The sequence below is a fragment of the Sphingobium cupriresistens LL01 genome (assembly GCF_001046645.1).
Classification (GTDB): Bacteria; Pseudomonadota; Alphaproteobacteria; order Sphingomonadales; family Sphingomonadaceae; genus Sphingobium; species Sphingobium cupriresistens.
This window is the reverse complement of sequence record NZ_KQ130435.1, coordinates 99,483-113,894: the sequence shown is the minus strand read 5'-3', so window position 1 is coordinate 113,894 and position 14,412 is coordinate 99,483. Positions and strand designations below refer to the sequence as shown.

The window sequence follows — 14,412 nt, the reverse complement described above, 5'->3', positions numbered from 1 at the left end:
GCTTGCCAGTGTGCGTAATAAGAGGTCGACCTCCCGGACCGGGCGCTTGAGGGCGCGACGATCCAGCCCGCCGGAGCGGACATTTTTTTAGAAAACCTTGGGAAGCCCCCGTGAGGGCACCAAGATGGCGCTCGATCAAGGAGCCGTGGCTACCCTGATCTCCCTACGCCGAAGGGATGGAACGGCTGATGCCCGTGGACATCGAACCGGTCTCGCGCTGGCCAGCATCGTGACAAGAAGCGTCTTACATGCACCGTTTTTCAGGGTCGAACGATTGATCTCAAGATTCAAAGCGAGGTGAGGGGAAATCGTATCGCCTCGGATTGATCAGGCTATAAATGGCCAGAATACTGACGTTCGAGCAGGAGCCGCCCACGCGCTATTCACACCAGTGGCGGGTGCTATGATATAGTTACCGGCGCAGGGGCGATCGCGTGGATCATCGAGACAAGAGGTCAGTCCGGCTGATACGTCGCTGATGATTTCGACTGATGGATGTCTGCGAGGACGCTCTCGGCTCGGCCGCCTTCGCGTCGCTCGTGATCAAGGACGGATCATCCGCTCTGCTACGCGCCGCGTCCATCCGTCCCTGATCAAGTGCTTTGAATGGCTGATTGCCCCCCAGAGGGGGGGGCTAACTGGTTTTCCTAATAATATAGCCCAATACCGATAATACCCCCCCGCGAGAGTGGGGGGGGAGCCAACGGCTGGGGGGTAGCGCAGCGGGCGCGCGCGGGCGGTCCAGTATCAGCCGGACTCGGCCTGCTTCCCGTTGATGTGCATTGAGATCAACTGACAACGATCGAGGAGCTGGTCCCGGCGGGAGCAGCGGGGTGATCGGCAGGCAGTCCGAGTGACGCCGCCGGGCGTCCTCGCCGACAAGATCACGCCATCGGATGACCGGTCGTCCCTTCCACCTCATTGATCAGCATCACCGACATTCCTGTCCGCGATTTTGACCACACGATCCCGCCATCACGATCGGCCGCCGACACTTCTTATATACGGTGCTCCCACAGCCCTGATTCCACGACGGTCGCGCCCGTCACTTCATTGATCATCAGGCTGGACGATCCCCAGCTTTCCCCGATCATCCCCAGACGATCTCCCGGCACGATGCCGTCGATGATCTCCGGGCTGACGATTTCCACCGACGATCTCGCCCAACTATGGCTGACCACCATTGATCGCGGGCAAGGTTCGCCGGGGACGATCCTCCAGACCATACATCTGGATGTCCTCGGGGCTGGCCTTATATATGGTCGGCTTGTCGGAGGCGTCGATGCGATAGGGATATGCGGTGCCGGTGGTGATATCGACCCAATCACGGCATTGGAAGCCAGCGTTCAAATAGCTGATCCTCGCACGGATGTGCAGGACCTCGCCGATCAGGCGACCGTCGAGCTGGTCCTCTTTAATGACGTAGTCGCCGAGGCGGAGATCGTAGAGGTCCATCGTTGGGCTCCCATCGTTGCCGGTCGATCATATGCCCAGATCGGAATTTTGTCGAAGTTGTTCAACAGCTTGCCTATGATCCGACTTCATGAGAATCTGCCCCACATGGGTAAGGGGTGGCAATACGATCGGCGATACGCGATCGGCGTGCTGTATGGGGCCAATATCGGCTTACAAGACAGTCGGATGCCAACCTCTAGACCCATATGGGGCGATTGGAGACAACATGGGCAAGGTTCTCGGTTACGCACGCATCTCGACTGATCAGGGGCAGGACATCGCCTCCCAGAAGGCCAAGCTGGAATCGCTCGGTGCCGTGGTCGTGTTCTGCGATGTCGGGAGCGGCATGAGCCTGACCGGTCGGGACCAGCTTGAGGCTGCACTTCGACTTCTCGATTGTGGGGACCAACTTCTTTGCCTTCACCCGGATAGGATCGCACGAGATACCTCCGACCTCCTCGCCGTCGCCAAGCGCATCATCGAGAAGAAGGCGATCCTGCGCATCCACGATCCCGCGATCACGATCGACGGCAGCGATCTCATGGGGGAAGTCCTCCTGACCGTCTTCGGACTCGTCGGTCGCATCGAGAAGCACTTCATTTCTGCCCGGATTCGGCGCGGAATAGATGCCCGCAAGCTCAAGAATGACGGTGCCTATATCGGCCGCCGCCCTACCATCGATCCGGACCGTATCCGGGAGCTTCGGGATCAGGGACTGGGACCTACCCAGATCGCCCGCACGCTCAAAATCGGCCGCGCCAGCGTCTACCGGCTTCTCGCCGCCTGATCATCTCGTCGACCAGATAGGCGTCCAATCGGAACCCCACCTTCACCGCCCACGGTCATCACCAGCATCGCGCCGAGATCATCTCGCCCGATCGTCGGCCCGGTATCGTCGCGGCCGCATCGTCATCCACCGACTATCGACGCTCATGCTCTGGGCGACCGTCGATCCACATCATGGAGACCAGCATGAAATCACGCTCGAAGAAGCCGGAGGCAGCGTCTGCCGCCCATGCTCCTTCCCATGATCAGGGAGAGAGCGTTGCCGGGATCATCATGGATATCGAAGGCGAAGCTGGGGACGATGGGGTGGAAATGATGGGTATGGACGCTGGTTCACCGAAGCACGCCAAAGCCACCCGTCAGTCCCCCGCTACCCGCTCCACGCTGTTTCAGCGGCCCGGCGACGGCGGTCCCGAACTGCCCCTTTCGACCAGCGTGAACAGGAATTCCGGTGCATCGACCGGGCCGTTGGCGAGCGCGTCGATGACGGACCGGCCCATCTCCTCCAGCGGTTGGCGCACGGTGGTCAGCGGCGGCCAGGATGTCAGGCTGGCGCTGGTGTCGTCGAACCCGGTCACCGACAGATCCTCCGGCACGCGCAGCCCGATACGATGCGCCAGCGTCAGCACGCCCAGCGCCATCTCGTCATTGGTGGCGAATATGGCGCTGGGCGGCTGGGGCAGCGCCAGCAACGCCTCACCCGCCTCGATGCCGGACGCGAAATCGAACTGGCCCTGCACGAACAGCGCATCGTCGACCGGGATGTCCGCCCCCCCCAACCCGTCGCAAAACCCCTCGACCCGGCGCAGCGCCGCGCGGTGGGTCGGGGGCGGAGTGATGACGCCGATGCGGCGATGGCCGAGCGCGATCAGATGATCGGCGACCATGCGCCCTGCGGCGCGTTCCGGCGTATGGATGGTGAAGCTCGCCGCGACCACCGACCCGGCGATGCGCGCATAGGGCAGCTTCATGTCCGCCAGCCGGGCCAGCAGCCCTTCATCGTCCGACAGCGGCGGCACCAGCAGCACGCCGTCCGGGCGCAGCGCCGCCACCAGCCGGTCGAGCACCTCGAACCGTTCCTCGCCACCCGGCGAGATCGGCTCCACCACCAGATGATAGCCCAGTTCGCGGCATCGCCAGGCCGCGCCGATCTGGATGCGGCTGACATAGCCGGGCGCGGGGTTGTTGTAGAGGAAGGCGATCATGAAGGACTTGCCCCCCGCCAGCCGACGCGCCGACTGGTTGGGGCGATAGCCCAATTGCCTGATCGCGGCGTCTACCCGCGCCTGCAATTCTGGACTGACATTGGGCGCCTTGTTGACGACGCGCGACACCGTTTTGATCGATACCTGGGCGAGAGCGGCGACGTCGTGGATGCTGGTCATGGATCTTCGCAATGTTGGAGCGGAACGACTGGAACGGGAAGCGTCGACCATGGCGACAGCGGATGGCGATTGGCAAGTCGGCCGTCGCAAGTTTATGATCGGGTCGCGGCACAAGAGCGACGGGAAGACCGATCATGACCAACATCGTCAATCTGCGGCAGGCGCGCAAGGTGAAGGCGCGCACGGACAAGGCGCAAGCCGCGCAGGAGAACCGCGCACGCTTCGGCCGGACCAAGGGACAGCGCCTGGCGGATACGCAGGAAGAGCAGCGCCGCGCCGCCCTGCTGGATGGCGCAAGACGCGAGTCCGAAGAAGGCTAGGGCGTCGCACCATATCTATAGTTATTATTGGTGCGATATGCGGATTATTCTGTAAATGAGCCGTTCATATTGAGATGAACGCCTATTCATCTCGTTCATCCTGACTGCGAACTGTCACAATTCGTCGCGATTCTGATCCACTGGCTGCGTTGAATCGCGCGGTCGGCCGTTGGTCCTCTGCTATGACTGGAAATATTCGCACAAACCGCCCCGCCAGGGCCGCGATTGCCGCTGTTCTGGCTTTGACTGCAACTCCGCTGCTGGCCCAGACCGCCGCGCCGCCGGTCGCCCCGACCGTTGCGCCCGCCACGCCTGCCCCGGTTACGGCCGCGCCTGCGCCCATGGCCGCCCCGATGACCGCGCCGGCCGCCACGCCGACCCCCGAATTCACGCCCGGCCAGCCGGTGGTGCAGGCTACCCCGCCGCTGGAGGAGCGCATCGCCGCCGCGACCGCCGCTGCGGAAGCGGAACAGGCTGCGGTCCAGGCCGCCAAGCCGCGTTCGACGCCCGCTAAACCCATCGCCCGGACCACCGCACGCACGGCTGATTCCGTCGCCCAACGCCCTGCGCCGCGTCCCGCCACTGTGACGCCGATCGCAGCCGCACCCGCGGAAACGGCGGCGCCGGCACAATCGACCCCGGCCGTTACGCCGATGCAGGAGGCCGCGCCCGCTCCGGTCGCCCAATCGCCCGCACGCACCGACCAGGCGATGCTCTGGGCGCTGGGCGGCGGCGCGCTGCTGCTGCTGGGCCTGGGCGGCGCTGCGCTGATGCGCCGTCGTCGTCCTGACGAGGATGCCGTCGATGCCCGCGTCGAGCCGGTCACCTACGCGCCTGCGCCGATTGCCGTCACACCGGCCCCTGCCATGGCGGCGAGCGCCCCGATCGCACCCCGCCCGGCGTCGGCTGCGGCGCGCACGCAGGATGCGACGCTCGAAGCCATGGTCGCTGCCGCGCCCAGTGCGGACAATCCGTTCCTCACCCGGACGAAGCGCCTGCGCCGCGCCCAGCATCTGATTGCTCAGCGCGAAGCGGCCGCGATCGCTGCGCCCGCGCCGCAGACGATCCATGCGGAACCGGGGCCCGCTGCGGCGCTCGACCGTAGCCAGACCGTCTATCGCTTTGGCAACGATCGTAAGCCCTCGGGCTTCCTGAAGCCGCGCACCAGCTAACGGCGCGCAACAGCTCATCCCATGGGACGGAAGGCCAACCGGCTTTCCGTCCCTTTTTCATGGGCCGCATCGGTTGCGCTTTGGGCCCCCGCCTGTTACCGGCGCGCCGGTCATTCCCGCGCCATTTTACAGAAGGCTCGCCCGCACATGTCCGACAAGATCAACCGTATCGTCCTTGCCTTTTCCGGTGGTCTCGACACCAGCGTGATCCTGAAATGGCTGCAACAGACCTATCAGTGCGAAGTGGTGACCTTCACCGCCGATCTGGGGCAGGGCGAGGAGCTGGAACCCGCCCGCGCCAAGGCCCGCCTGATGGGTGTCAAGGAAGAGCATATCTTCATCGACGACCTGCGCGAGGAGTTCGTGAAGGACTATGTCTTCCCGATGATGCGCTCCAACGCGCTCTATGAAGGCCTCTACCTGCTCGGCACCTCGATCGCCCGTCCGCTGATCGCCAAGCGCCAGATCGAGATCGCCAAGCAGCTGGGCGCCGACGCCGTGTCGCATGGCGCGACCGGCAAGGGCAATGACCAGGTCCGCTTCGAACTGGGCTATTATGGCCTCGCCCCCGACATCAAGGTGATCGCCCCCTGGCGCGAATGGGATCTGACCAGCCGCACCAAGCTGATCGAATTCGCCGAAAAGCATCAGATCCCGATTCCGCGCGACAAGCGTGGCGAAAGCCCCTTCTCGACCGACGCAAACATGCTGCACACTTCGTCGGAAGGTAAGGTTCTGGAAGATCCGTGGGAAGAAACCCCGGACTATGTCTATTCGCGCACGGTGAACCCGGAAGATGCGCCCGACGCGCCCGAATATATCACCATCGATTTCGAGCGTGGCGATGGCGTGGCGATCAATGGCGTCGGCATGTCGCCCGCGACCCTGCTCGAAACGCTGAACGAATATGGCCGCAAGCATGGCATCGGTCGCCTCGATCTGGTCGAGAACCGCTTTGTCGGCATGAAGTCGCGCGGCATGTATGAAACGCCGGGTGGCACCATCTATCACCTCGCCCATCGCGGCATCGAGCAACTGACGCTCGACCGGGGCGCCGCGCATCTGAAGGATGAGCTGGCCCCCAAATATGCCGAGCTGATCTATAACGGCTTCTGGTTCTCGCCGGAGCGCGAAATGCTCCAGGCCGCGATCGATTACAGCCAGGAAAAGGTGGCCGGCACCGTCCGCCTGAAGCTGTACAAGGGCAGTGTGTCCGTCGTCGGCCGCAAGTCGCCTTACTCGCTCTACAGCGAAAAGGTCGTGACCTTCGAAGACGATGCGGGCGCCTACGACCAGCGCGACGCGGCGGGCTTCATCAAACTCAATGCGCTTCGCTTGCGCCTGCTGGGACGCCGCGATTGTTAATCAAGGGAAGTCAGAGGGTTAGCAATCTGCACCCGCGCGCTCATCGCGGGATGATTGAGGGCGGGGTCATCGGATAACGGGATACAAATTGCGACATTTGCCTCCGTTGCATGACATATCTGCGGGACAACTTCCTTTCATAAGCGTTTTCAAGGACGGCGATCAGCCGTTCGTGAGACACACGAAAAGGAAGACAGACATGCTTCGCAAATTCTTCACCACCGTCGCGGTCGGTTCGTTGTTCGTCGGCGGCCTCGCGGCGACCCACCTCGCTTATGCCCAGCCGGGCGCTAAAGGCGGCCACCGTGGCGGCATGATGGCCATGGCCGACACCAACAAGGACGGCAAGATCAGCAAGGCGGAATTGACCGCCGGCCTGGAAGCCCGCTTCGCCAAGATGGACGTCGATAAGGACGGCCAAATCACCCAGAAGGATCGCGACGCGATGCGTCAGCAGCGGCAGGACGCCCGCTTCGCCGCGCTCGACGCCGACAAGAACGGCCAAATCAGCAAGGCGGAATTCACCGCCGCGCATGAAGCCCGTGCCGACAAACGTCAGGAACGCCGCGCCGAGGCCGGCAAGCCGGGTGGGCGTGACGGACGGGGCTGGGGCGGCCGCGGTGGCCATCGTCGTGGCGGTATGATGGGCCATGGCGGTCCGGGCGGCGGCTTCGGCGACGCGAACAAGGACGGCGCGATGACCAAGGCCGAATTCATGGCCCGCCCGATCGCCATGTTCGACAAGGCGGACGCGAACAAGGACGGTTTCGTCACCGCCGACGAAATGAAGGCGGCGCGCCAAATGATGCGGGCGGAATGGAAGGACCGCAAGGGTCCGCCGGCTGCGCCCCAAAACTGATCATACGCTGATCGACCCATCGGGTGGCGCAGGACGCGGGGTTCCTCCCCTGGCTCCGCTCAGGCGCCACCGTCGTGGAAGGGCGAAGGCTTGCCCCCCTTTGCCTTCGCCCTTCCAACCTTTCTCCAGCCATGACACACAGGCAGCATGAGCGACCGACCCCATCTCCTGCTCGTCGATGACGAGCGTTCGATCCGCGAACCGCTGGCTCAATATCTGGGCCGCAACGGCTTTCGCGTCACCGCCGTCGAAAGCGCGTCCGAAGCGCGGCTGCGCTTGAACGCCAATGCGATCGACATGGTGATCCTCGACATCATGATGCCGGGCGAGGACGGCCTGTCGCTGTGTCGCCATATCCGTGAGACGAGCGAAATTCCTGTCATTCTGCTGACAGCCCGGACCGAGGAAACGGACCGCATCGTCGGGCTGGAAATGGGCGCGGATGATTATGTGCTCAAACCCTTTTCACCGCGCGAACTGGTCGCCCGGATCAAGGTGATCTTTCGCCGCGTCGCAACCGGCGGCCAGCGCGTCACCGCGCCCGACGGGGCCAATTACAGCTTCGCCGGCTGGCTGCTCAAAACGCAGGAACGCACGCTGGTCGATAGCGAAGGCGTATCGCTGCCGCTCTCGACCGCCGAATATAATCTGATGCTCGCTTTCGCCACGCGCCCCAATTCTGTGCTGAGCCGCGACCAGTTGCTCGACATCACTCAGGGCCGCGAAGCCAATGCCTTCGACCGGGCGATCGACAACCAGATCAGCCGCCTGCGCAAGAAGATCGAACCGGACCCCAAAAACCCCACGCTCATCAAGACCGTGTGGGGCGGCGGCTACACCCTGTCCGCTGAAGTCCGCAAACTGTGAAGCGGCCCGCATGAAAAAGCTTCGCCTGTGGCCGCAAAGCCTGGTCGGCCAGATCATCGCGCTCGTCGCGATCGCATTGTTCGTGGCGCAGGCGATCAATTTCGGCCTGCTGCTGCGCGAACGGCAGCGGCTCGAACTGACCGGCCAGACCGCGCCCGCCGTCTATCGCGTCATCGATGCGCTCGACAATCGGGCCGACCGCCGCGTGGAGCGGGAACGGGAAGGGGATCGGCAACGCGGCCGTATGCGCGCGCGCTTCGTCACCGGCGCGCCCGAACTGACCGGGCAAGCACGCCCGGATGTCGAACGGCGTGCGACGGCGATGTTCGAAGATGTCGGCCTGCGCATCCTGAGCGTCCGCGCCGTGCAGTCGAGCGAAGTCATGCCGGTCCGGCGCTGGGAACGTATCCGTATGCGCGCCAATGGAGATGGGCCGCACGATCACAGCATCGGCCTGCTGACCCTGGCGGCGGAATATGAACCGGGCAAATGGGTGGTGGCGCAGGCGCGCTCCGGTGCCGACCGGCCAAAGCGTTTTGGCGGCTGGCTGGTTGGTCAGACGCTTATCCTCTATGTCATCGTCCTGCTGCCGCTGCTCTGGGTCGGCAGCCGCCTCGCCCGGCCCCTGAAGCAACTCACCGGCTCCGCTCAGCAATTCGCCCGCACCGGCGCGGCCGACGCGGTGGACGAACGCGGGCCGGGCGATGTCCGCGACCTTACCATGGCGTTCAACGCCATGCGCGCGCGGATCATCGCTATGCTAGACGAAAAGGACCGAATGCTGGGCGCGATCGGCCATGACCTGCGCACACCGCTCGCCTCGCTGCGCGTCCGCACCGAATCGGTCGAGGACGACGCAGAGCGCGCGCGCATGTCCGAAACGATCGAAGAAATGAACCGGATGCTGGAGGATATCCTCTCCCTCGCCCGCGCGGGCCGCAGCACCCAGGCCGCGCAGAAGGTCGATCTCGCCGCGCTGGCCGATGCGGTAGTGGAGGATTTCATCGAACTGGGATCGCCGGTCGATTTGGCCGACTGCGATCGCGCCGTCGCCTTCGTCCACCCCCAGCAGATTCGTCGCGCGCTGCGCAACCTCATCGAAAACGCCATCGTCTATGGCGACCGCGCCCATGTGTCGGTGCTGCATGAAAACGGCGCCATCCGCATCGCAGTCGCCGACGAAGGGCCGGGCATCGGAGAGGACCGGATGGAAGAGATGCTGGAACCCTTCACCCGGCTGGAAGGCTCCCGCAACCGCGAAACCGGCGGGTCTGGCTTGGGCCTGGCGCTGGTCCGCGCGATCATGGCCGAACATCAGGGCGAATTGCGTCTGGCGAACCGGGCGGAAGGTGGACTGGAAGCGAGTTTGGTGTTGCCGGGTTAAAGGTCGCCTAACGACCATGATCGGACATGTTCCCCTCCCGCTGGCGGGAGGGGAATGGTTGCTACCCACCCAAAGCCGGCCATTCTCACTATCGTTGCTCTGCCGGCAGCCAACGGCGCCTGCCCCCTCAGGCCGCTTTCCCCTTCAATGCCTTCTGCCGCCGCCTTTGCACCGATGAGCCGATGCCCAGCGCCTCGCGATATTTGGCGACAGTGCGTCGCGCTATGTCCATGCCCTTGGCGCGGAGCAGGTCGACCAGCGTGTCGTCGGACAGGATCGCCTGTGGGTCTTCGGCGCCGATCAGCGCCTTGATGTGGCTCTTGACCGCTTCGGCCGAGACGGAGCCGCCATCGCCGCCCGATGACGACACGCCGCTGGTGAAGAAATATTTGAGTTCATACAGCCCGCGCGGGCAGGCGAGATATTTGTTGGAGGTCACGCGGCTGACGGTGCTTTCGTGCATCCCGATCGTGTCGGCCACCGCGCGCAGGGTCAACGGCTTGAGATGCGCGACGCCCTGCTGGAAAAAGGCCTCCTGGCTGCGCACGATCTCGCTCGCGACCTTGATGATTGTCTTTTGCCGCTGGTCCAGCGCCTTGACCAGCCAGTTGGCGCTGGCGAGGCAGTCGGCCAGCCAGGCCTTGGCGCTCTTGTCCTGCGGCCCGGCGGCCAATTCGACATAATAGCTGCGGTTGATGAGCAGGCGGGGCAGGGTGGCGCTGTTGATCTCGATCGCCCAGCCGCCCCTGGTCGGTCGCACGAACAGATCGGGGGTGACCGGGGCGGCGCGGTCATTGGCGAAGCGCAGGCCGGGTTTGGGATCGTAACCGCGCAGTTCGGCGATCATGTCGGCCATATCCTCTTCGTCCACGCCGCAGATGCGGCGCAACTGGGGCAATGCCCCCTTCGCCAGCAGGTCGAGATTGGCGAGCAGCCGCGCCATGCAGGGATCGTGGCGGTCGGCTTCCTTCGCCTGGAGCGCGAGACATTCGGCCAACGAGCGCGCGCCGACGCCGGTGGGATCGAATGTGTGAATGACGCCCAGCACCCGTTCGACATCGAAGAGGGGCACGCCAAGGCCATGGGCTGTTGCAAGCAGATTCGCCTCCAGATAGCCCGCCTCGCTGATCTGGCCGATCAACTGGGTGGCGATGAACAGGTCCATGTTCGTGCACGCGGCGCGGGCCTGCCCCATCAGATGTTCCTGCAAGCCGATGTCGGGCGCGGCGAAACTGTCGAAGTCGGGCGCGTCCTCGGCATAGCTGCCCGACAGCGCGTCCATGCCGCCGCCGCCCGCGCCATGGGCGTCGGCCATCCGGTCGCCGGGGCCGTCGTCGATGAAGCTGTCAGCGCCATGATCGACGTCGAGCGGGCTGTCCGCGCCGCCCAGCCCCTGCGCGATCAAATCGTCGCTCGCGCCGGTTTCGGCGGACAGGGTGGGGGCGTCGATCGTCCGGTCGATGCCGTCGGGCGCGGGCGGAGCGTCGTCGCCGCTCGATTGTTCGAGCAGCGGGTTTTTTTCCAGCTCGCCTGCGACGAACGCCTCGATCTCCAGATTGGACAGCGCCAGCAGCTTGATCGCCTGCTGGAGCTGGGGCGTCATGACGAGCGACTGGCTCTGGCGAATGTCGAGGCGTGGCCCGAGCGCCATTATCGCGCTCCCCGATCGCAAAGGAGAGTGCGCGCGATCATCATATCAAAGCTGGAAATTCTCGCCCAGATAGAGGCGGCGGACGTCGGCATTGGCGACCAGTTCGGTGGGATTGCCCGCGAACAACACCTGGCCGTCATAGATGATGCAGGCGCGATCGACGATTTCCAGCGTCTCGCGCACATTATGGTCGGTGATGAGGACGCCGATGCCGCGGGTCTTCAAATCCTTCACCAGATCGCGAATGTCGGCGATGGAGAGCGGATCGATGCCCGCGAACGGCTCGTCCAGCAGCACGATCGACGGGTTGGCCGCCAGCGCGCGGGCGATTTCGCAGCGACGGCGTTCGCCGCCCGACAGCGCCATCGCGGCCGAATCGCGGAGGCGCACAAGGCCGAACTCGCTGAGCAACTGTTCCAGCCGGGCGGCGCGGGCGGCCTTGTCCGGCTCGGCCTGCTCCAGCACCGCGCTGATATTCTGCGCCACGGTCATGCCGCGGAAGATCGACGTTTCCTGCGGCAGATAGCCTAGGCCCAGGATGGCGCGGCGATACATGGGCAGGTTGGTGATGTCCTGCCCGTCCAGCACGATGCGGCCATGATCGGGACGGACCAGGCCCATGACCGAATAGAAGCAGGTCGTCTTGCCCGCGCCATTGGGGCCGAGCAGGCCGACGACCTCCCCCTTGCCCACGGTCAGCGACACGTCGGACAGGACGACGCGCTTGTCATAGCTTTTGGCGATCGAAATGACTGACAGGCCGTCGCTCACTTCCTGCGGGATTTGCGGGCGTTGCGCCGTCCGTTCCGGGGTCATCACGTCGTCCATGCGTCTTGTCCTTGCAGCCCTTTGACCAAGCACCCCTTGAATTTCGGAACGCATACGGCAGTTGGCAAGCTTTGTGCATGGGATTGCCGTCGGGGCAAGGGGAAAATGCGCCGGTGCGCGCCGATCGGGCGGCAGGCGGCCTCAGCGATCCCAGTCGAGCAGGGCCGGTCCCAATGCCTGTTCCAACGGCCCCAGCCAGGGGGTGAAGCGTTTCCAATGGTCGATCCCGTCGGTGAAGATCGGCTGGCGCACCTGTTCGCTGCTGGCGGTCCGCACCGCGCGCTTGTTGCTCCAGAAGGCGAGGCAGGCGTCTTCGAACGGTAGGTTCAGGTGGGCGAGCAGGCGCGCGACCTCGCCGGGGGTGTCGGCGACCATCTGTTCGTAGAGGACACGGTGGACCCGGCCGGGCGCGGCGCTGTCGAACGCGGCCATCAGGGCGACATAGTCGCGATAATAGAGGCCAATGTCGGTCAGGTCGTAGCTAAACGCCTGGCCTCGGGCGAAATGCTGTTTCCAGCCTGAAAAGCCGCAGGCCATGGGATGTCGGCGTGCGTCGATGATACGGGCGTTGGGCAGGATTAGCCGGATCAGGCCGACATGCTGCCAATTATTGGGCATCTTATCGATGAAGTGCGGCCGGTCGGTCTGGCGATGGACGCGGGTGCGGTCGATATATTCCTCGCCTAGTCGGAGCCGGTCGGCGGGAGTGAGGGAGGCGATCATCGCGGCGAAATCGGGAAATTCGCCATCGTCCACGCGCGACTGGAGGCGGCTGGCGATCATCATCATCTCCGGCAGCTCCATCGTGCCTTCGATCCTGCTGTGGCTGGACAGGATCTGTTCGACCAGCGTCGATCCCGCGCGCGGCAGGCCGACGATGAAGATCGGGTCGGACGTCGCGCAGCCGCCTGCGCCCCGGTCGGCGAGGAAGACGCTGGTGAAGCAGGCGCGCGCGGCGGCGACCTCGGCGGAAAATTCGGTCGCGTCGTGGCGGATCATCGTGCGGCGCAGGCGATTGCCCTGGTCATAATGGCCAAAGGCGGCTTCGTCCTCGCCTGCATCCTCCAGCGCCTTGCCCAGCGAGAAATGGAGGTGGAAGACATCCTCCTGCCGGGTCGCGGCGTCGGGCGCGAGGGTAGCGAGCGCGTTAGTCATCGTGGCGATGTCGGCCGCATCCAGCTTTACCGTCTTGAGGTTGGCGAGGCTCCACCAGGCTTCGCCCATGGTCGGTTGATGCGCCACCGCCTGACGATAGGCGTGGACGGCGTCATCCTGCCGTCCCAGTGTCTTGAGCGCATGGCCCAGATTCTGCCAGACCTGGGGCTGGTCGGGTTTGAGCGCGAGCAGGCGTTCGTAGATCGCCCGCGCGCCATCCTGATCGCCCAGTCGCACCAGCACGGAGGCGCGGAGGAGGTCGTAGCCCGGATGCTTCATCGGCGAGGCGGTCAGGATGTCGGCATGGTCCAGCGCCTCAGTCAGCCGGTTGTTCTGGAGCAGCAGGCGGATCAGGAAATCGCGCGCCAGGTCGAAACCGGGGGCGAGGGCGACGGCGCGGTCGACCAGCGCCAGCGCCGCGCTCATGTCGCCGCGCCGCCACTGGATTTCGCCGGCCATGCGGATGGCGGGCGGATCGTCGCGCGCCGCCAGTCGGGCGTTGGCGGCGTCGAGATTGCCTTCGTGCATCGCCATGGCGGCTTCGAGCAGGGTGCGGTCGCGGGAGGAGGCGTGGACGCCGGACAGGTCGGCGCGCCAGGCGTCCTGGTCCTGGCCAACCTTGCGCAACTGCGCGGCGAGCAGAAACCAGCCGGCGGCCAGGGCGGGCTGCTGCCGCAACAGGCTTTTCAGCAGGGCGACGCCTCTGGCGGTATCGCCGGCCGCGATGGCGGCTTGCGCCGAGGCCCATGGCGAAAGGGGCGGGCGAGCGGCGGCGGTCGAAACAGGGTTCATCGTCTGTCCTATTTCCTTTCTGCCTTGCAGCATGAACGGGATTGTGCGGCGGCGCAACAATCTATGAAAGCGACTGCAACTAAGCTGTTGACTCCTGCTTTCGTTGCCGCATTATCAAAGCTGGACAATCGTCATGGAATGGCGAAAGTCCAAGGGGTAGTCATAGCATTACGGATGGCGCGCGGAGGCGCGGCTGGTCTGGGAACCACCCGGTTTCCGGTCGCGGAGGCCTGTGCCTTTGCGAAGGCCAGAATGAAATCATGCCCGTCAGGGCAGGATGCAGTGCGTCATAAACACGCGGGCAAAATCGCGGGACGGGGAGAGTGAGGCGGAAGGCGCGGTTTATTCAAGGGGGAGTCAAAACAAGATGAAAGTCCCGTCGCGTCGCCGGTC

The 14,412-nt window shown here is 64.6% G+C and carries 13 protein-coding genes; 7 read left to right on the top strand and 6 right to left on the bottom strand.

Features of this window, described 5'->3' with window-relative positions:
• Nucleotides 1–998: 998 nt before the first annotated feature.
• Both V473_RS24110 and V473_RS13535 read right to left on the bottom strand, forming a co-directional pair.
• A complete protein-coding gene (locus tag V473_RS24110; protein WP_216628555.1) occupies nt 999–1,151 on the bottom strand; it encodes a hypothetical protein in 153 nt (50 codons plus the stop codon).
• Between the two features lie 16 nt (nt 1,152–1,167).
• The gene (locus V473_RS13535) at nt 1,168–1,455 is read right to left on the bottom strand and encodes a hypothetical protein (protein WP_066605953.1); all 288 of its coding nucleotides are present in this window, start codon (nt 1,453–1,455) and stop codon (nt 1,168–1,170) included.
• A gap of 226 nt (nt 1,456–1,681) precedes the next feature.
• Between V473_RS13535 and V473_RS13530 the strand changes: the two genes are divergently transcribed.
• The gene (locus V473_RS13530) at nt 1,682–2,242 is read left to right on the top strand and encodes a recombinase family protein (RefSeq protein ID WP_066605950.1); all 561 of its coding nucleotides are present in this window, start codon (nt 1,682–1,684) and stop codon (nt 2,240–2,242) included.
• Between the two features lie 388 nt (nt 2,243–2,630).
• Here V473_RS13530 and V473_RS13525 read toward each other — a convergent pair whose 3' ends face one another.
• Nucleotides 2,631–3,626 (bottom strand): LacI family DNA-binding transcriptional regulator, encoded by a 996-nt coding sequence (locus V473_RS13525; RefSeq protein WP_066605948.1) that lies wholly within the window; start codon nt 3,624–3,626, stop codon nt 2,631–2,633.
• Nucleotides 3,627–3,760: 134 nt separating this feature from the next.
• Between V473_RS13525 and V473_RS13520 the strand changes: the two genes are divergently transcribed.
• The 6 genes from V473_RS13520 to V473_RS13495 all read left to right on the top strand — a co-directional run bounded on the left by V473_RS13520 (nt 3,761) and on the right by V473_RS13495 (nt 9,593).
• Nucleotides 3,761–3,946, top strand: a complete 186-nt coding sequence (locus V473_RS13520; protein ID WP_066605946.1) for a DUF4169 family protein — start codon at nt 3,761–3,763, stop codon at nt 3,944–3,946.
• Nucleotides 3,947–4,188: 242 nt separating this feature from the next.
• On the top strand, nt 4,189–5,118 hold the full coding sequence (locus V473_RS13515) for a hypothetical protein (protein ID WP_244884423.1): 930 nt from the start codon (nt 4,189–4,191) through the stop codon (nt 5,116–5,118).
• Between the two features lie 147 nt (nt 5,119–5,265).
• The gene (locus tag V473_RS13510; protein WP_066605943.1) at nt 5,266–6,483 is read left to right on the top strand and encodes an argininosuccinate synthase; all 1,218 of its coding nucleotides are present in this window, start codon (nt 5,266–5,268) and stop codon (nt 6,481–6,483) included.
• Between the two features lie 199 nt (nt 6,484–6,682).
• Entirely contained in the window at nt 6,683–7,342 is a 660-nt protein-coding gene (locus V473_RS13505) for an EF-hand domain-containing protein (protein WP_066605940.1), read from the top strand.
• A 147-nt stretch (nt 7,343–7,489) separates the two neighbouring features.
• The gene (locus V473_RS13500) at nt 7,490–8,209 is read left to right on the top strand and encodes a response regulator (RefSeq protein WP_066605937.1); all 720 of its coding nucleotides are present in this window, start codon (nt 7,490–7,492) and stop codon (nt 8,207–8,209) included.
• Nucleotides 8,210–8,219: 10 nt separating this feature from the next.
• Nucleotides 8,220–9,593: an ATP-binding protein gene (locus V473_RS13495; protein ID WP_066605930.1), complete on the top strand. Its 1,374-nt coding sequence runs from the start codon at nt 8,220–8,222 to the stop codon at nt 9,591–9,593.
• 127 nt (nt 9,594–9,720) lie between these two features.
• On the opposite strand, the gene rpoN is transcribed toward V473_RS13495, so the two are convergent.
• The 3 genes from rpoN to V473_RS13480 form a co-directional block, all read right to left on the bottom strand.
• Nucleotides 9,721–11,244 carry an RNA polymerase factor sigma-54 gene (gene rpoN / locus V473_RS13490; RefSeq protein WP_066605923.1) on the bottom strand — a complete coding sequence of 508 codons (1,524 nt, stop codon included), beginning with the start codon at nt 11,242–11,244 and terminating at the stop codon, nt 9,721–9,723.
• A gap of 45 nt (nt 11,245–11,289) precedes the next feature.
• Nucleotides 11,290–12,072 carry an LPS export ABC transporter ATP-binding protein gene (gene lptB, locus V473_RS13485; RefSeq protein WP_066605921.1) on the bottom strand — a complete coding sequence of 261 codons (783 nt, stop codon included), beginning with the start codon at nt 12,070–12,072 and terminating at the stop codon, nt 11,290–11,292.
• A gap of 141 nt (nt 12,073–12,213) precedes the next feature.
• Nucleotides 12,214–14,019 (bottom strand): tetratricopeptide repeat-containing sulfotransferase family protein, encoded by a 1,806-nt coding sequence (locus V473_RS13480; protein ID WP_244884422.1) that lies wholly within the window; start codon nt 14,017–14,019, stop codon nt 12,214–12,216.
• Nucleotides 14,020–14,412 lie beyond the last annotated feature (393 nt).